General features: G+C 38.4%; 18 protein-coding genes and 2 pseudogenes. 6 read left to right on the plus strand and 14 right to left on the minus strand.

What is annotated here, in order from left to right:
- Positions 1–75: 75 nt before the first annotated feature.
- From PLEUR7319_RS41265 to PLEUR7319_RS0112255, 4 genes are all read right to left on the minus strand, one after another.
- Positions 76–228: a hypothetical protein gene (locus tag PLEUR7319_RS41265; protein ID WP_019505516.1), complete on the minus strand. Its 153-nt coding sequence runs from the start codon at positions 226–228 to the stop codon at positions 76–78.
- A gap of 252 nt (positions 229–480) precedes the next feature.
- Positions 481–2,586: a TIGR00300 family protein gene (locus PLEUR7319_RS0112245; protein WP_019505517.1), complete on the minus strand. Its 2,106-nt coding sequence runs from the start codon at positions 2,584–2,586 to the stop codon at positions 481–483.
- 65 nt (positions 2,587–2,651) lie between these two features.
- A complete protein-coding gene (locus PLEUR7319_RS0112250; protein ID WP_019505518.1) occupies positions 2,652–2,861 on the minus strand; it encodes a hypothetical protein in 210 nt (69 codons plus the stop codon).
- A gap of 309 nt (positions 2,862–3,170) precedes the next feature.
- Positions 3,171–3,818, minus strand: coding sequence for a hypothetical protein (locus PLEUR7319_RS0112255; protein ID WP_026102469.1), 648 nt, complete (start codon positions 3,816–3,818; stop codon positions 3,171–3,173).
- A gap of 582 nt (positions 3,819–4,400) precedes the next feature.
- Between PLEUR7319_RS0112255 and PLEUR7319_RS0112260 the strand changes: the two genes are divergently transcribed.
- Positions 4,401–5,375 carry an SGNH/GDSL hydrolase family protein gene (locus PLEUR7319_RS0112260; RefSeq protein ID WP_019505520.1) on the plus strand — a complete coding sequence of 325 codons (975 nt, stop codon included), beginning with the start codon at positions 4,401–4,403 and terminating at the stop codon, positions 5,373–5,375.
- A gap of 218 nt (positions 5,376–5,593) precedes the next feature.
- Here the strand turns inward: PLEUR7319_RS0112260 and PLEUR7319_RS35105 are convergent, their stop codons facing one another.
- Positions 5,594–6,919 (minus strand): IS200/IS605 family accessory protein TnpB-related protein, encoded by a 1,326-nt coding sequence (locus PLEUR7319_RS35105; RefSeq protein WP_036799852.1) that lies wholly within the window; start codon positions 6,917–6,919, stop codon positions 5,594–5,596.
- A 31-nt stretch (positions 6,920–6,950) separates the two neighbouring features.
- Here PLEUR7319_RS35105 and tnpA point away from each other — a divergent pair, with 31 nt between their 5' ends.
- Positions 6,951–7,367: an IS200/IS605 family transposase gene (gene tnpA / locus PLEUR7319_RS0112270; protein ID WP_019505522.1), complete on the plus strand. Its 417-nt coding sequence runs from the start codon at positions 6,951–6,953 to the stop codon at positions 7,365–7,367.
- Positions 7,368–7,495: 128 nt separating this feature from the next.
- Here the strand turns inward: tnpA and PLEUR7319_RS0112275 are convergent, their stop codons facing one another.
- The gene (locus PLEUR7319_RS0112275; RefSeq protein WP_019505523.1) at positions 7,496–7,810 is read right to left on the minus strand and encodes a hypothetical protein; all 315 of its coding nucleotides are present in this window, start codon (positions 7,808–7,810) and stop codon (positions 7,496–7,498) included.
- A 382-nt stretch (positions 7,811–8,192) separates the two neighbouring features.
- On the minus strand, positions 8,193–9,020 hold the full coding sequence (locus PLEUR7319_RS0112280) for a nitrilase family protein (protein WP_019505524.1): 828 nt from the start codon (positions 9,018–9,020) through the stop codon (positions 8,193–8,195).
- Positions 9,021–9,431: 411 nt separating this feature from the next.
- On the opposite strand from PLEUR7319_RS0112280, the pseudogene PLEUR7319_RS43490 reads away from it, so the two are divergent.
- Both PLEUR7319_RS43490 and PLEUR7319_RS0112295 read left to right on the plus strand, forming a co-directional pair.
- Positions 9,432–10,479: pseudogene (locus tag PLEUR7319_RS43490) on the plus strand (ISAs1 family transposase).
- Between the two features lie 273 nt (positions 10,480–10,752).
- A complete protein-coding gene (locus PLEUR7319_RS0112295; RefSeq protein WP_019505526.1) occupies positions 10,753–11,136 on the plus strand; it encodes a type IV secretion system DNA-binding domain-containing protein in 384 nt (127 codons plus the stop codon).
- 114 nt (positions 11,137–11,250) lie between these two features.
- On the opposite strand, the gene PLEUR7319_RS0112300 is transcribed toward PLEUR7319_RS0112295, so the two are convergent.
- From PLEUR7319_RS0112300 to PLEUR7319_RS0112315, 4 genes are all read right to left on the minus strand, one after another.
- Positions 11,251–11,508 (minus strand): hypothetical protein, encoded by a 258-nt coding sequence (locus PLEUR7319_RS0112300; protein WP_019505527.1) that lies wholly within the window; start codon positions 11,506–11,508, stop codon positions 11,251–11,253.
- A gap of 2 nt (positions 11,509–11,510) precedes the next feature.
- The gene (parA, locus tag PLEUR7319_RS0112305) at positions 11,511–12,140 is read right to left on the minus strand and encodes a ParA family partition ATPase (protein ID WP_019505528.1); all 630 of its coding nucleotides are present in this window, start codon (positions 12,138–12,140) and stop codon (positions 11,511–11,513) included.
- 118 nt (positions 12,141–12,258) lie between these two features.
- Positions 12,259–12,774: a type II toxin-antitoxin system YhaV family toxin gene (locus tag PLEUR7319_RS0112310; RefSeq protein ID WP_019505529.1), complete on the minus strand. Its 516-nt coding sequence runs from the start codon at positions 12,772–12,774 to the stop codon at positions 12,259–12,261.
- A gap of 2 nt (positions 12,775–12,776) precedes the next feature.
- Complete coding sequence (locus PLEUR7319_RS0112315) at positions 12,777–13,109, minus strand: type II toxin-antitoxin system PrlF family antitoxin (protein ID WP_019505530.1); 333 nt, start codon at positions 13,107–13,109, stop codon at positions 12,777–12,779.
- Between the two features lie 117 nt (positions 13,110–13,226).
- Between PLEUR7319_RS0112315 and arfB the strand changes: the two genes are divergently transcribed.
- Positions 13,227–13,643 carry an alternative ribosome rescue aminoacyl-tRNA hydrolase ArfB gene (gene arfB, locus PLEUR7319_RS0112320; protein WP_019505531.1) on the plus strand — a complete coding sequence of 139 codons (417 nt, stop codon included), beginning with the start codon at positions 13,227–13,229 and terminating at the stop codon, positions 13,641–13,643.
- Positions 13,644–13,840: 197 nt separating this feature from the next.
- On the opposite strand, the gene PLEUR7319_RS0112325 is transcribed toward arfB, so the two are convergent.
- From PLEUR7319_RS0112325 to PLEUR7319_RS0112335, 3 genes are all read right to left on the minus strand, one after another.
- A complete protein-coding gene (locus tag PLEUR7319_RS0112325; protein WP_019505532.1) occupies positions 13,841–16,687 on the minus strand; it encodes a TM0106 family RecB-like putative nuclease in 2,847 nt (948 codons plus the stop codon).
- Positions 16,688–16,816: 129 nt separating this feature from the next.
- Positions 16,817–17,164 carry a hypothetical protein gene (locus PLEUR7319_RS0112330; protein ID WP_019505533.1) on the minus strand — a complete coding sequence of 116 codons (348 nt, stop codon included), beginning with the start codon at positions 17,162–17,164 and terminating at the stop codon, positions 16,817–16,819.
- A gap of 6 nt (positions 17,165–17,170) precedes the next feature.
- Positions 17,171–17,518: a hypothetical protein gene (locus PLEUR7319_RS0112335; RefSeq protein WP_019505534.1), complete on the minus strand. Its 348-nt coding sequence runs from the start codon at positions 17,516–17,518 to the stop codon at positions 17,171–17,173.
- A 361-nt stretch (positions 17,519–17,879) separates the two neighbouring features.
- Between PLEUR7319_RS0112335 and PLEUR7319_RS35115 the strand changes: the two are divergent.
- Positions 17,880–18,461, plus strand: a pseudogene (locus tag PLEUR7319_RS35115) (recombinase family protein); the annotation flags it as partial.
- Positions 18,462–18,476 lie beyond the last annotated feature (15 nt).

Raw genomic sequence — 18,476 nt, forward strand, 5'->3', positions numbered from 1 at the left:
TTTATAGTGATTGATATTCCTTAACTATAAGTTCTAAGGTGGTATCTAGTTAAGTGTTTCTCTCATTTAACATCACTAGTCTTCAGCCAACAAAGAATGATGAGTTCTTGATTCTGAGTCCAATCCAGCTTCTATGTTGTTTAAAATTTGACTGCGGACTGCATCATCTTCCGCTTCTATGGTTGCAAATACTAGGGTGAAAATAAAGATGGCTATACAATCAATCATGACCCAAACTTCTCTAAGTAGTGATCGAGCAAATTTATTGTTGAAAAATACAACTGTTGCTCTACCTCATGAGGCATGAAATTCAAAAATATGTTTTGCTAGCAATTTTGAATTTCTACATTTAACTATTGCAAAAGCCAACAGAGAATACAACTCCAAAAACTAAGACTTTTGTAACACTTTTTTATGATTCTTTAACACTTCTTTGACACTACTATATTTGGTTTGTAAGGGAGAATATTCTCCCCTATTCTAGATAGTTTGGTAGGGACTAGTTAATTTTTCTAATTGATTAACTAACAAACTGAGAAACAAACCCACATCAGTCACAACACCAACTGATTCTACTGAACCGCGATCGCTCAACTTAGTCACCACAGCAGGGTTGATATCGACACAGACCATTTTTACTCCTGCTGGAGTCATATTACCCACTCCAATCGAATGTAGCATGGTGGATAACATCAGAATCATATCTGTACCTTCTAGTAGTTGAGCATATTCTGACTGGGCTTTAATCAAATCCATTTGAGTATCGGGTAGAGGACCATCATCCCGAATTGAACCAGCAAGAGCAAAAGGCACATTGTGTTTAACGCATTCATACATAATTCCCTGGGTAATTACTCCCTGTTCTACTGCCTTGGCAATACTGCCGTAACGACGAACTGTATTAATTACTTTTAGGTGATGACGATGTCCTCCCCTGACAGGAGTACCTTTTTGCATATCTACCCCTAAGGAAGTACCCATTAAGGATTGTTCAATATCATGAACCGCGATCGCATTTCCCCCTAGCAATCCCTGGATATAGCCACCACGCACAAGGTTAGAAAGGTGCTGGGCTCCTCCTGTATGAATTACCACTGGTCCAGCCGTAACAACTACTTTGCCACCGCGATCGCGAATTTGGCGTAGCTCCCAGGCAATTTGTTCTACTACCAACTCTACTCTGCGTTCGCTAGATACTCCAGCACCCATAAAGCTAAATTCTTCTTTAGCTTTGGTTTCTCGATTGGCTTGTTTTCGCACTGTACGGATACCTTCTACCCCGACTACCACGCGATCGCCTTGATCTAAATCTCGTAGAATTTTACATTGGGCGGTTATCTTACCAGCGTTCTCACTAACGATAATTGCCCCATCCATGCGCTGTTTTTGCACTCTAATCCACTGGTTGTTAACCCTAACTTCGGTGGGATAGATATTAGTGACATAGAAATCATCAGGTGCAACTCCTGCCAAATCACAAATTTCTGTGACTGCATTTTCAACATCATCAGTAGGAACTACTGCGCCGATCTCAATGAGCTGACTCATGATTTTTTCCATCACTTCATGGTCAGGAGCAGAAATGCGAACATCAGCATTAGAGGTACTTTGCCTCTCTATACCGAGATGGAAATTCAGTACTTTAAAACTACCGCCATTATCTACCACTAAATCTAAGGAACGGTTCATAATACCTGCATCTAATAGGTGTCCCTCCATGTGAATCACACGACTTTCAACAGGAGTACTACCATGAACCTCTGGCAATACTGGTTCATTAATTCTCAGGGTTAAACATTTAGCTGCACCACCAGCTTTGAGAAATTCTGTTAGAGGTGTTTCGATCACCGTAAACCCGACATCCTCTAGATGCTGCTTAAGACTATCGCTAGCCTTATTCATTACGACTGTATCTTCTACATTTACGGCATTACAGGCAAAATTAATCGCATCTGCTTCCGCGATCGCTATACGTTTTGATTCTGGGACTCGTTTTTCAATGATATGGTTGGAGTAAGAATCAAATGCTCCAGGATAGTAAAGCAAATAGCCTCCCTTCAAGGGACAAAAACAAGTATCTAGATGGTAAAAGCGATCGTCAATTAAACGCAACGATAGCACCTCAATATCTAACCACTTGGCAATATAGGGATGAGAGTCTAATTCAGAACGGAAGCCATAACCAGCCCATAACCAGCGTCCTTCCCGATCTAATAGAGCATCCCCAGCCCCTTCAAACGGTAAATCCTTAGGTAATTCAAAGACATTAAAGCCATTATCTTCAAACCATTTTTTAAAGTAGGGTTCTTCTCCTTGACGTTCTGGATGAAAAAAGCGACTAAGAACTACATTATCCGCCAATACTAGACCTGCATTGGCAGTAAATACCATATCTGGGACTCCTGGTTGTCCTTGTACTAAATCTACTTGAGCCAAATTATTCAGGACAAAATTCAGTTTTGACCACTGTTCGACAGCACGATCGCGGGAGGATTTGTGAATATTGCCCTCCATCCAAGGATTGATTACGTAATCTACATCATAATAATCGGGAGCACACATTAAGATGCGAATTGGTTCAGCCATAATAGGTTCTGTGTAAGTTAATTAATATCTAGGTAGTTGAAAAGAGTATCAATATTGGTTAGTAATCATCCTGGTTCTTGCTGACAGAAATTTCCTAGTTTTATTTCAGTTCCTGAACCTATAACTAACAACCTGGCTAATGATTTGATATTTACCGATGATAAACTGGTCGCCATATCACGCAAAGTTTCATAACCAGGTATTACCTTACGGATATCAAAATTATCTTGACCTACACGATCACAATCAAATTCAAGTTTTGCTTCTGCTGTCATGCTAGCACTGATGAAAGTTAGTAATTAATTACTAACTGAAAATCGAGATTCTACACTAGATATAAAACATTAATTTAGTACTAGATGATATTACTATAAAATGCTTGACTGAACCATATCGCCAGAGGACGTAATGTCATCAATTCTTGATATTGCTCGGACTCCCCCACAGGAAACTATAGCCGTACAAAGTTGTATTAATACCGTTTTAAATTTAAAAGACAACAGATCGTTTGTGTAGGGGCGCATGGCAATGCGCCCTTACGATCAATGTGTAGTCAAAGCTATTCAATTTAGTATAAGATAAGTTTATTTGATTAGTTCAAAGGAACTAAAAAAAGTATCGATTGATTGGGGAGAGATCGCATCGTTTTGCTGATTTACTGCCAAAACATAAAGACGTTGTTTCACTAAAATTAGACGAAAAACGATAGTTTCATCTTTGTTTTGCAATTGAAATTGCTTACCTGGATAATCTTTGAAAGTAATATCATCATCAGCAATTTTGTTCAAACCCACCTTATTATCAATGATATAATCCCGCGATCGCTCTAATACTTCTTGAGCGTTTTTTACTCTTTCGGGAGTCACTTCTTCCGAGTAAGCAATCACATACCGAGAAGAGGAAGGATGAGTAGCAATAATATCAAAGTTAATAACTCCTTTAGAAGCTTCAACTGTCTCCACTTCATGGGTAATAGATCCACTCGGCATCATAGCAGTGAATCCTGCTTCTCGAATGACAACTCGTGACCAAGGTAAAGAAGTATCATCAATTGTGAGGTTGGAATTGGGAACAGTCTGTTCTTGCTCAAATCTACGAATTTCTTCATCAAATTGATCGCGACCCTGCTCAAAAAAATCAGGACGATCAAACAAACCTGCTATTACAGGAGTAGTTGTCATGTATGATGCAGTTATCAGAATAGGAATTCTAAATAGAGAATATATTTTCATATTATGAATTACTAACAATATTAGTAACAATTACTTATATTGTTATCTCCAATATGAGACAAGTTTAAAGTAAAGTTGGGTCAATTATAGAAGCGAAGAAGCTGAAAACTTTTTTATTCCGCTTTGTAACCGAAAAATCCCTACATATTCCCGATTTTTCCCTATTAATATGCAAAGTGAAATATAAAAAAGCTTATTTCACCCTCAAAGGAAAACAAAAAATGTTTTTTCATGAATTTATGAGCATTATCTGCATATAAATATATATAGCAATCCTATCTGAGTTGTGAAAATTATTAGTCTTGATGTCGTTCGTCATCCGTCATCCGTCATCCGTTATTAGTTGTTTTCATGAATGATTTAGGACTGCTATAGACTCTCACAATTGACAGGTTTACCAAGAGTACAACAGACTTACCTGGGGATTCTCAAGTAATTAAATTAACTGTTTGTTGATCTTGGAAGAGATCGCAATTTGATTTTGAATAATTCACGAGTTTATTTTGGAGAAGAAAATTAGGCACTATCGTATATTTAATTGGCATCAGACGTATATTATTAATCATCAACAAGGAGTATCAAATGTCAAATAACTATCAAACTAGTCTAGATTTAAAACCAGTACCGTTTAGTAACCTGGTAGTATTCGGGGATAGTTTATCCGATACGGGCAACTTATTTAATGTTAGCGAAGGCTTATTTCCTCCTTCTCCTCCCTATTTTGAAGGGCGTTTTTCTAATGGTAATTTAGTAGTAGATGCGATCGCTGATTCTTTAGAACTGGGAGAGAATCAATCTTTCCTAGAAGGTGGTAGTAACTACGCTTTTGGCGGAGCACAAACAGGAGAAGGTACTTCTAATTTTGATTTATTTGGCACTGTAGAAGAAGGTATCGATATTCCTAACCTAGGACAACAAGTCGATCTTTATTTATCCAATCAAACACCTACAGAAACGGACTTATTTTATGTTTATGGTGGTGCCAATGATTTTCTCGATGCTCTAGGTCGAGGTCAAGAAGTACCCAGCCCAGAAGACGTTGTCGATAATATTACCGATCACATTAGCGAACTAGCAGAGGCAGGAGCGAAAACTTTTGTCGTACCTAATTTACCCAATTTAGGAGATATTCCTCTATTATCAGGACAACCAGAAGGCGTAGCTATTCTTAACGATGTTACTGATGGTTTTAATCAATTACTCGACATTGAACTCGATGTGATCGCCACAGAGTTGGAAGTTACGATTATTGAACCTGACTTTAATACTATCACCCAGGAAATTATTGCTAATCCTGATGAATTCGGTTTGACGAATACTACTGATGCAGTTCTCGATCTTAATAGCGGTACTTTAGTTGGCGATCCCAATGAATTCTTGTTCTGGGATCCCCTGCACCCCACAACTACCGCTGTGAATATTATTGCCCAAGAAGCTATAGACATCTTACCTGATGGTATTACTGAGCTTACAGATGACGACTATGGTAATGATCTTTTCTTTCTCGGTACTGATGACTATGTCTTAAGTGGAGAAAGTGCAGATCCGGTACTGTGAGGTTATTGACATCCTCCCATCGCGGGATGCGGGGGATTCCTAAGACTCACGACTTAGGTTTCTGTTTCCTTGCTGAAAGCGAGAGTCTCCTTCGCGAAGAAAAGATGATGAACGACATGAGATAATGAGGAAATATTGTTCGATAAATTTTTGATTTACTGAAAATACTTGATGAAGCCTCTCACACTTGCCTTGAGGCGAAGTGTGAGTATCCTGCTCTACAATATTGATGGAACTACCCATAACATTGAAAGCGTTCCCCGACTTCTAGGTGACGGGCAGGAATTTTTACCTTGCCCTACCTCTGGGCTGTTTCCACCACAGAGCTTAAGAATGCCTTTAGCACCAATATTATAAGAGGCCGAAAGATCGGCATTATAAAGTTTTGAATTGGCGAATCGTGCTAGAGCATCATTTTGATTATTTCTTTTTAACTTTCCACTGCCATCATAAGCATAGCTACTAGTACCACGAGGATTAACCAACACTACTCTTCCACCTAATTCTGACCACTTCATTTCAGTTAGATTAACTATTCGACGATGCAGCCAGTTGTGGAAACGTTGTTTTAAAGTAGAACGCTTCTTGCCTCCTCGTGGTCGCCAACCTTTCAGATGCTCAAATACTATATATTTGATACCGTATTGTTTGGCTATCTTAACCAACCTTGCCGATACTTTTTGTCCGATTTCTCGGTTGATATTTCCTGCTTTACGGTACAGTCCACGAGCAAACCCTCGTTGAAGCTGACCTGTGAGAGAGGCTTTTTTGCTTATACGTTTTAGTCGTTTGTCGCGACGGTCTATGTCTCTACCTGGGTGAATGAATTCACGATGGCTTACAGTGCCGTCGAAGTTAATAACTGAAACAGTAGCAGTGGTATTAATCCCCAAGTCCGCAGACAAAACTGATTCAGTGTCTTTGAATTTAGGGGTTTTAATTTGAAATGGTACGGATAGATGACAACTCCTGCCATTCACAATTAAGTATGGTGATTTGCGAACATTGTTGGGATTTAGATGACGTTTTCTATGTCCCTCAATACCAACAGTAATCCACATCCAATCTAACCCGTCAAAAACCTTAATCGCTGCACTATTATTATCTTTGGCAAACTTGACACACTGCCCTTTATATAGAGGTGGATATGTACCACAATCAGCATTTAACCTTGGAGGGTTAGAATCTTGGCGTTTTCTAATCCCCGATTGCCATTCTCTGTATCTTGTATTGAAACTCGATACTTGTCCTATAGCAAATTGAATTGCTCCACGACGATAATAGCTTGGAAATTTGAAGAAACGGCGATTAAAGTATTTATATCTAGGAGATGGATTTTTGGCTGTTTGGTGTATTAGTTTTTCCACTGCTGGTATCTGAGATAAGCCATCTAGCAAACCAATGGTTGACCAGTGAGTGTTGACCACTCCTACCAAACAACGCACTAAACGACGAAATTCAAACACAGTATTTTGTAACAACTCTTTTTGCTGTCGAGTTGCTACAATTTGCCACTTGTCTGTTCGCACATTTAGTTTTACCATAAAAGTTATTTTAGCATAGTGTTTATACTTCATGGTTGAGCTAAAACCCCACAATCATAGTTTTGGATACAATGCAGTTCATATAGTGTTTGTGACCAAATATCGTCATCCAGTTATTACAAAAGCTATAGAATCTAGACTAAACGAGATGTTTAGTAGGCTTTGTCAAACTCAAGACTCGGAACTACTGGAGTGTAAAGCAGATTTAGGAACACGCGACCATATACACTTGCTAGTAGACCTTGCTCCAAGAATCTCTTTGGGCAAGTTGTGTAATATTTTGAAGACTATTAGCAGCAGAGAAATCAGAAAAGAATTTACTACAGAACTCAGACCTTATTATTGGAAACCTGTTTTTTGGAAACGAGGGTATGGCTATACGTCTTCAGGAGGCGCACCAATAGAAGTTCTCAAAAAATATATTGAAAACCAAGGATATAACGATTAGGCTTCGCTTTGTACCGTCGCCCTAACCACCATATGCTCCGCGGTATCCTTTAGGGCTTGCTATCGCGAAGATGGTGGAGTGCGGGCTGATTGTCCGTTCAAATCAACACAAAAAAGTTGACTTTGTGATTAAACTACCAGAGTATCAGTCGCTGCGGCGATTGGAGAAGCTAGCGCGCCAGAGGCGATCGCCTGATAATTATCCGAGGGCATAAAATCCACCGCAGTTACTCCTCCGCTAGCTGCAAACGAGATATCCATCCGAACTATGTCTTCGACATCAAATCCTAGTTCTTGGAAACTATTATTTTCGAGTTCTGGTATTTCTAATGTTTCAATCACCTGAGAATTTTGGTCGAAAAAGGTAATTGAACTTCCTGGCTCATCAATATCTAATAGACCGACACCTGTAATATCAACCAAGCTATCCCATTCAAAGGTCAAGATTCCGCCATGGGAATTATCGTCTGGATCGGAAGTATCTCCGTCTTCTGAGATGCCATGAGAATTATTCGATTCATAGGGGATTTGTTAAATTAGTGGTGGAAATTTGCTAAGAATTGAGGCGTTGCCTAATAACGCAATGACTTGATTAATTGCGATCGCCTTCAATCTTTTTGAAAACTATTGTTTTTCGAGTAAGACTGATTTACTCAACTTACGCAGCGAAGTTTACAAGTGCCAGCAGTAAATTACAGCTATAGCTCCTAGTCTGCTCTAACTGTTGATTAAATTTATTGATATCCTGACTAAAGTAGTTATTGAGAAAATGCTTTCAATTTAGTAGGATTAACTCTTGTTTGGCTGTTCCCTGTAGACCCATAAGTTAAGAGTTAAGTGTAACTTTTGCCCCTAGCATTTCATCATAGATGTCAGTACGGCGATCGCCGATTATGTGGTTATATTTATTCCATTTACGGTTTTGTTTAGCATCTGCTAGGTTGGCTTCGGCATAGATAATTTCCTCTTTGTCTGGGCTCGCTGGTCCTCCAATAGACCAGCCAGTATGACTGACAATCAAGCTTTGTCCGATAAATGGCTGTTGACGCTCTACTCCCACTCGATCAGCAGCAGCAATGAATAGCGAGTTAGTGTGGGCGGCAGCCATCACTAAAATATTGGCCATCGCTTCTCGATTTTCGACTTGTCCAGGAATAGGAACCCAATTAGTGGGAATGCAGATAATGTCTGCTCCTTGCAAGGCAGATAAACGATAACTTTCGGAAAACCAGCCATCGTAACAAATTAAAGTGCCAATTTGACCAATTTCAGTGGTAAAAACTGGAAAATCCAAGTTTCCTGGTTCAAAAAATGAATTTTCTTCATTCCACAAATGAACTTTGCGATAGGTGCCAATATATCCCTTGGGACCAATGACAACTGCACTATTGTAAAGGCGGTCATCCTCGCGTTCATTAATCCCCGCTACTAAGTAGATTTGATGTTCCGCTGCCACATCGCTCCAAGCTTGACAAGTTGCTCCTTCTGGAATGGCTTCAGATAATTCCCAAGCTTCATCGCGGTCTTTAAATACATACCCAGAATTACACAATTCTGATAAAACAATTAGCTTTGCTCCCTGAGTCACAGCCTCTTTAATCGCCTCAATGCTTCGCCAGAGATTTTTTTCTTTTTCACCTACAATAGGCTCCATTTGAACGCAGGCAATCTTAATTATATTCTGTTGCTTGCTCATAACTTTTTACGTACACCAAGTTGTCATGGTGTCTTCTCGAACGTAACTATCTTAAAAGTAAGTATTAATCGAGGGGAGTAATCAATAAGTAGTAAGACAGAATTAATTGTATATTTTAAGATAAAGTTTTAAGTGACTATTTTCAGGTTAAATTAAGGGGTCATTATAGGAGAAGTTGAGGCAATCGCTGAAAGTTCGGGAGAACCCAAAGTGCTCGGCGATCACCTAAATAAAAGAAACCAGATTAAGATGAGATATATTAAGGGTTTAAACCAGGGCTATTTCATTCTAAATGGTAGGATAACCATGTTAAGTTAGAATCGAATTGAATAAATGAATCAAATCGCACTTCTAGATGTCTTTGAGGGAATGCCAGACTGTAGAAGAAAACAAGGAAGAAGACATTCACTAAAATTGTGTTTAGCTTTGTTTACCTTGGCGGTGGCTGCGGGAAATCAAGGGTTTCTGGCGATAGGAGATTGGCTCTCGTCTTATAGCAGACAGTTAAAGGAACTGTTTGGCGTAGAGCGGTTGCCATCCTACAGTACCATTAGAAGAGCCTTGCTGGGTCTAGATTATGAAGAGTATTCATCTAGATTAGCTCGTTTTTTGGAGATTACTCCCAGAGAAGGGGAAACTTTAGCTGTCGATGGCAAAGTCTTGAGAGGCTCATACTTGTTATCGGAAGACAATCCTAACTGTGAGCCACATCAAGCGATAACGTTGGTTAGTGCTTACTTGGTCGAAAGAGGATTAATTTTAAGACCGCAGGAAGTCGAGAATAAGAGTAACGAAATTAAGGCGGTACCGCAGTTAATCGAAGCTTTAGCACTAAAAGGTGTCGTAGTGGCATTTGATGCCATGAACACCCAAAAAAACAGTAAAAACAATTGTCAAGAGTGGGAATCATTACTTAGCAGCAGTCAAAGGTAATCAGCCTCAGCTTTTTCCAACTATTCAATGGCATTTTATCCCAGAAGACAGTTTTGAACAGATCAATTCAGGACATGGACGGATTGAAAAACGAAGAGTAAGTATCGCTCGAATCAGTCTTCATCTGACGGATTGGTTAGCAGTCAAAACAATTATTAAGGTTGAATCTGAACGTAAAACGAAATCTAAAATAGAATTTAATAACAGATATTATATTTCTGACTTAAAAGAAACAGCATTTCAGTTTTACCAAAGAATTCGTGGTTATTGGGGAGTTGAGAACAAAGTTCACTATGTAAGAGATGTAACTCAAGGTGAAGATAAATCGAGAATTCGTACCACTCCATTACCTCAAATCATGGCGATCGCGAGAAATTTAGCCCTAAATTTATATCGAGATGCTGGATTTTCTAATATGGCTCAAGCAGAACGAAAATGTAAGTATGGTCTTGAGCGCATTTTGGAAATTTTTAGAATGAAATAGCCCTGTACTTGTGCTATTAAAAAAGGTCAAACAATTAGCTTCAAAGGTATCAAAGAATATGTCTGCCGATTGAAAGAAAACTTGAGAAAAGATCGAAGACATAGCAATTTCTGGGTGGGGTTGTATGGTGGTTTGTGGGTTGAATCTTTTCAAATATGCCATAAGTGGGTTGAGCAACTAATGATACTTACTCCTAATAAGCTACCTTTTTATCAACAGGGTATAAGGGCTAAAATGCTTATCCTATCTTCCTTTTAACTCCTCTGTCACCCCGTGAGACAGGGAACTAAAACTAAGCTTATTTTGGGCTGTGCTGACCCTCAGACAGCAGAAACAATGGTCAAGATTATTGGCAGACAGGAGTATCGTCATCTTGCAGAGAATCATAGTCGTTCGCGCCATACTGGAAGAAGTGGCAATGGTAGGACTGTGACCCTCAATGAACAGCTACGAGAAGGTTATGCCGTGATGCCCGATCAATTAGCTAATTTACCAGATCTTCAAGGGTATTTGAAGATCGCTCAATATTGTGCTCCCATTAAGTTAAAGCCCAAAAAGTTGGCTGCTCGTGCTAGAAAATTTGTCCCACTGTTAGGTTCATCTATGAATAACAAGAAACAGAGTATTCAAGAGCAATGGGATGATTTGAAGGAGTAAATAGTTGCCAGTCGTCGGGCTGCGATGGCTCGGCAAGATAATGTTTTGGATGTCCAATACCTCTTCGCACGCCCGATTCGCTTCGCCGACTGGCTCAAATAGTTAAGAAGGACCTCAATCTCCATAATGTTTTTCTAAAAGCGATCGCAGTTGGTCAGCCATAGTCTCTCCATCCTCTACGGCTTTTTTCTTGATCGCTCGATGCAGAGATTCAGGAATATCTAAAGTTAATCGCTTCATTTTAATAGATGCTTCTGCTGACTGTGATTTAGAATCAACAGCCTTTAAATCTCGATTGACTACCCATTCATCAACGTTTTTCGGTTTTTCTTGTTTGGGTTTGGCATTAAAGCTTACTTTCTTCTGTGGCATAATTATCCTCCTATCTCCATCAACTCATCAACTAAAGCCTTGATTTCAGATGCAGCAGAACTTTTACTATTAGTTTCTAAAACCGTCATTCCTGTAGCTGCTGATTCAGCAAAGACAATCCTCTGACAAACTGATGACTTCAATACTGGAATCTCATAACCACTGAGGGCATCAACTACATCTCTGCCGATTGCCGTATTTACGATTTTACGATTAATTACAAATGCAGATTTCAGGTTTTCTTTATATACAGAAGCTTCTTTGATTAGATTGACTACATCATTAGCTGCCCAAACATCATAGGGAGAGGGCTGTACAGGTATAACAACTAAATCGGCGGCAATAATTACCGATCTGGCTAAATCTGTAACTCGCGGCGGGCCATCAATTACTACATGATCGTAATTAGCTGCGATCGCTGGTAAATCACGATGCAAAGTAGGACGATCTAAACCGACAACTGAAAAATCAGGAGGACTTTCTCTCGCTGCTGCCCAATCACGAGCAGAACCTTGGGGGTCGGCATCTACCAACAATACAGAAGAGTCTCCCATAGCTAAAGCTTGAGCTACGTGAATGGCGAGCGTTGTTTTGCCAACTCCTCCCTTTTGATTCTCAATTGAGATAATCATTCTTTTCTTTATTTACGATTAATCGTATTTCTGTAAATACGATTCTAAGATAGCAGAGGATTTTGGTAAATGGGAAAGAAGCAAGAAATCACACAAGATCTCAGTAAGCTTTACCTGATCAACTGCTTTCAGTGTCAGACTTTTGAGTTCTAACAACGTTGAATAGACGTTTTTCCTCTTTTTTGGCTGCTAACAATAAACTGTTCCAATCATCAGGAGGATTGCCATGATCCAGCATTTTCTCAAATACCTTATAAGCATCAGTTTTACTTTCATAGGCTCGTTTCGATTTTTGATCGTTAACCCAGGCATAAACGATGATTTTAGAGCTTTGATGGTAACGAAAAAAGAGTCGATACTGCTGAAAAAACTTGGCTCTAAACCAGTGTTTGTAATTTTTCCCTAATGTCTTACCTTGACGATCTTCTGTGCGCGTTGGGTCAAGAGGAATAATTTCAAATGCTAATTTGGCGATCGCGGCAAGTCTTTTAGTCGCATTTTTACTATGATAAGTCTCAGGATTTTTTGGTCGCAGCTTTTCTACCGTAGCTAGAAGTTCTTCAAACTGACTTAAAAAGAGTGGATGGGCATATATTTTCCACCCATTAACTATTAATGGTTGATTTTTCGCCAAGTTTACTCATCCTCTTTGTTCAGAGGTTGATCTAGATCCACTTCTATCCCAGCTACTAATCTATCTACTTGCCCTTTTAAACTAGAATCTATTGCTTTGATGTTTTCTGGAGAGGTTTGAATATCGGTTGCTATGAAATCTAAAAAGTTGGCTAAAACAGGGTCTTCTTCCTCAGCATTATTTTTGGCTATGGTTACAGTACCATCTTGATGTATGACATAACAAATTTTGTCTTTCTTGCTTAAGCCCAAAGCATTACGAACAGAAGCAGGGATTGTGGTCTGATAGCGGTCAGTAAGAGTAGATTCTGTTTCTATAACTGTGGGTTTAGTCATGACCATTAAACATCAACAATTAGACTCTTTTTATAGTAATGCATTTGCATTACTATAACAACTGTTGAAGATAAAACTAGCTAAATATTCTGCTGATAAATCTTTATTTAATATCTAATGTTAAAAATTTCAGAGCAAGTCATTATTCCTAGCCGTGAAATTGATATAAGAGCTGTTCGTTCAACTGGAGCAGGTGGTCAAAACGTAAATAAAGTAGCTACGGCTATACATCTACGTTTTGATATTTTAGCGTCGTCACTTCCTGATTATTACAAAGAAAAGTTGTTGAAATTAAGTGAGTCGAGAATTTCAAAAGACGGAGTTATTGTCATCAAAGCACAGCAGTTTCGCACTCAGAATCAGAATAAAGAAGATGCCTTAAAACGACTGAAAAACGTCATCAAAAGTGTATCCATTCCGAAGAAAAAGCGACTCGCGACTAAACCTACTAAAGGAGCAAAAAGAAGGCGATTAGATAGCAAAGCTAAACGAAGTCAATTAAAGGCATCGAGAAAAAAGATTGACTATGATTAATCTCGCTCATCTCCTAATCGAATACCAATTTAGGAGTTATCGGTAGTTCAACCTGCGAGACAGCCCGTCGCTTTTACCTATATGTCCGCTGCAATGAAATGTTACACAACGCAAAAACCTATGATTGTTCAAGTTGCACATCTCAACCCAACCTTCAAGACTGAACCACGTTTTTCAACCTCATCATCTGCTTGAATTTATGTCTTTTTACGCTTAGATGCGAGATGTTGTGGTACGAATCCCTCTGGATAAAGTTCGATAGTTGACAGCTTATGTTTCCGATGTTTTCTTCGGTTAAAAGTGTCTATATCTTGTTCCTTAGAAAGAAGAAATTTCAGGAAATCTATGCCTTTGTAATGACATGTCTGACAAATACTCAACAACACAAGATAATTTTCAAGTCCACTTTCTGTAATAATTCCATGATAAATCTCTCTATAATAGGCGAATTGCTTGATAGCATGTTCTGCATTGTTATTATTCCAAGGGATTCCGTCATACTGGATAAACGCGAACAATTTATCACGATTTTTTATCAATCGTAACCGCAAGGCTTCCGCTGCATCGGATGAAATAAGTTGATTGTCTATGGAATTGAAAAATTCTTCAACTGCTAAAGTATGTCGCATCAGATACTTTTTCCGAAGACCATGTTCATCAATTGATGTAACAATTTCTCTAAGCAACACACCAAAGGGTTGGGTAATCGACTTGAGTTCGTCGTCAAACGGGTTGTTCAGCAACTCTTGATTTATATCTCGTATTAGATGAATAAGACATTTTTGTTGTGGACATTCTATACCGTCATATGCAGCATAGAAATCAGAAACTAGAACACCTTTGAAATCAGCCAATAACTCATGTAAAAAACTTCCTTCCCTTGAGGGTCGATACAAATAAACAACTTGTTCAAGATTCGTAAAGACCCAAACATATCCTTTCTGATTTTGCAGCTCTATTTCTGTTTCATCTACATGTAGAAGTTTTCCAGCAACGATATCTGCTAATAGTCTTTGATAAGTAGTTTCATAGTATCTTGCCATTAATGGCTTCAGCATGGAAATTTCATTAGAAGCAATACGTATTCCAAAAAATTCTTCAAACATCTTCGATAGTACTTGAAGATTTATTTTATATTCCACATGCTGAAACATAACCCAGCTTTTGAGACCATGAAAATGTCTATCTAGTCTTTGATGCTCAATGGGAATAAATTCTTTATTACATTTAAGACACTTGTGTACCGAGGTTCTACACTCTATTACTCTACGCCTGATGCCAGTTGGTGTAAATATGATGTCGAAAGCTCTCTTGACTCTCGGTTCTGGAGTTCTAACTGGCTTCTTAATACCATTGACTACATCTTCGCTCTTGCAAATGGGACATTGTGAAGCAAGTATCGTGATTTTTTCAGATGCTGGCAGGCTGCGATTGGGAGAAGGAGCTTTAGTTGATTTAGCTTTTTTGATGGCTTTGCTACTATGTATATAAACTCGCTCTTGTTGATAATCAAAATATGCCCTCTTATTGATAAATTCAAATTCGGGTTGGGCAAAATTTATTTTATTCCATTTGTGAAAATCAGATAGCTTTTCAATATCTTCTATAAAACCAACTGATTTATGGTTGACATTATCTACAACCGACTCTTTTTTCGGGGTGGTTATAGTTAAAATTTGCCGTATAGTTTCAGTAACTATTTTTAGTGCTATACAGTCCTCTAAATTGTAGGTCAATAGCTTATATTTCCAGCTATCATCGTAACTGGTTTCCCATTTTGCTCTCCAGACAATACTTTGAAGCCCTGAAGCATTTGATTCACTCCACGAAAACCCTAAGTATTTGCCTATATCCTTGAGACCATTCGAGTAGGTGGGGAAGTAGATATGTGCATAAATTAGGGAAAGAGTATTGACCATAGCATTCAATATTCGCTCGATTAAAGCCTTATCAAGCGAGGCTTTGGTCATTTTCTTGATGAATGCTCGTTCATAACCACCATAGCAAAATATAATAAATTCTTCTCGTCGCGTAACCTCGTTGACAAACTGTTCAAATATCTGTGTCTCTTGCTCTTTACTCTCAGCCCAGAAAGAATAACGTTTTTCCGAACCTTTTTCTACAATAAGCAACCCAATAAGATAAACAAAATCGATGTCAGGATCGCTCTCTACATCAAGATAGATACATACTGGACTATCAGGTACTTGCACAGTTCCGAGGATGTATATCTTTTCATCGCGTATCGCTAATGCTTGGAGGGCATGATAACGGCGTTGCGATTCTTTGGTCGCATTCTTTCTTTTTCTTCGAGGTCTAAATGTGTGAGCAAGTTGGGTAACTGTCAAAATCCCTTTGCGATTCAATGATTTGATTTCCTTCTCAGATATTCCTCGAATCAAACTGAGGTTGTCTTCTTGATGAGCTTGTTCGTAACAGTAGTTTTGAAACTCACATATTTGGCAGTGATTGTTGAGGACTAACCTGGGAACTTCCTCCCCGACACACATCTTTTTTAGGTCTAACTGGATTTGTTTAACTTTGCGTGAATCTGTATTAAGACGCACAGTAGTCTGCTTACATTCTTTGCCATGCCAAACACTCCCGACTACTGGAATTACCGTTTGATATTTGACGAGAAATGTAGCCAATAATTCTAAAAAAAGCCTTTGCTCTTTACGAATTCGGCTTCCTTCATAAAATAACATCGGTGCATAGAAAGAGTGATCCTGTCGCTTTGTTGCTACTTTTTTAATTCCATCTAATACCAAAGAAAAATGATTGTCTTCAACAGATAAGTTAAGAATAAAAAGACTACCTTTTTCTAATATCGAAGTAATAAGAGAAACATCACTTATTACTTGCTCATCAGTAACTTTTGCCTGGATTTTACTAAGTGCATTGCGTTTTACGTTACTTCTTAATTTGAGCTGTAAGTCCTCATAATCCGATTTAATGCCTGACTGGCCTATCAGTTTGAGATAGCCCTTGTATCTACAATGAATATAACTTTCAAGCACATCGTTGGTAACTATTGCTTTCATTAGCTTTATGATAGTTGGCCACAAAAATATCTTTAGAAAGTGAAAAATTGCCGCTTAAACTCTATCTAAAGTGTTTTCAGACAGCCAATCTATCTCGTCACGCAGAATTGAATTCCATCAGAAAAATAATTAACTGGCAATCAGATTAGTTTCTTTTCTAATAGATTGTGTAATTGCTTCTACTAATAACAATCGTTCATTAATAGATAATTGAAGAATTGATTCAGTTAAAGATTCTAAAGTTTTTGGGGATTCTGTCTTAGATGAAACACTTAGACTTATTTGTTCTCCTCTATTTAGATTCTGCTCTATTTCTGACTTCAGAGATTCTAAAAACATACAGTCATTACCTAAATCAGAAGCTTCATCTTCATATTCTTCTTGGTCTTCAATTTGAGCCAGCCGACCATTATATTGACTTAGTAGATGATTAATTGCCTCTAACATAAATTTAAGATCTTTAAACGATAAATTCATAAACACCTAACTCACTTTATAAAAAGACTGACCACTTATTAGCAAAGCTTTTTTGTATTTCTCCAATGGCATTGTTCGACTAGGTTTCCACAGCCAATGATTTCCCCTGTCGTTAATTAATTCTAAATCTTGTGGAATGTCTATGCCAGCATCTATTTTCCACCAATTTTTCCCTTTTCCTTGAACTGAAAAAGTTGAGATGCCTCCTGGTTCAAATCCTTCTGGTACTGTTTCTTGGACCCAAGTTTTCCCTTCCCTTTCGTATGTGGCAATATCTTTATTGAGACGAACATTGTCCATTCGAGGAGAATTAGCATTACCTCTTCGATATAAGTCAACTGGTGTTTTTGCCATAGGCTAAGAATTGCGAGGGCATAACTATCTTAATGTTTTTCCTGCTCAATGAGCGCCGTATTTACGATTTTACGATTAATTACAAATGCAGATTTCTGGTTTTCTTTAAACACAGAAGTTCTATGGTGAAAACTACTGTCAGAAATATCATTTGCCAGAGTCGAGCTGAGTATTGTTGACTCGTTCAATTGTAAATTTTGGCGCGTTTATTCCTAAAATTTACAATCGCTTTTTCCAAAATTCGGCGATCGCCCTAAAATTGGTTGTTCTGATTTTTAGACAAAGTTCATTATTGTTGTTTAGCTAATCAAAGTATACTGTTGTCTTAAGTAAATGAGTTTAGTAAACAATCCCGAATCAAATGCTCCTTGGTTATGCTCGCGTTAGTACAAAAGATCAGAATTTAGATTTACAGCTTGATGCTCTCCGTTTGCATGGATGCAAAAGATTTTTTACCGATACTGTTAGTGGAGCAAAAGCGAAACGTCCTGGTTTAGATGAAATTTTGAAAGAAGCACGTCCCAAAGATGTAATTGTAATTTGGAAATTAGATCGACTAGGGCGATCGCTTAAGCATTTAGTTGAATTGGTAGCTGAACTCAACGAAAGAGATATTGGTTTGAGGAGTTTGAACGATCCGATTGATACCACTACTGCCCAGGGGAGGTTGGTATTTAACATTTTTGCCTCTTTAGCAGAATTTGAACGAGAGATAATTCGCGAACGTACGAATGCGGGATTAGCTGCTGCTAGAGCCAGAGGGAGAGTGGGAGGACGTAAACCTGGGTTATCAGAAGATGCTCAAAGAAAAGCCCGTATTGCTCAATCCTATTATGAGGAAGGAATGCCAGTTCATCAAATTGCCAAGAATTTGGATATATCTAAAGCTACTCTCTATAAATATCTGAGATTTAGAGGAGTAGAGATTGGTAAATATGAAAAACAGAAGTCATGATGA

The sequence above is a fragment of the Pleurocapsa sp. PCC 7319 genome (assembly GCF_000332195.1).
GTDB lineage: Bacteria > Cyanobacteriota > Cyanobacteriia > Cyanobacteriales > Xenococcaceae > Waterburya.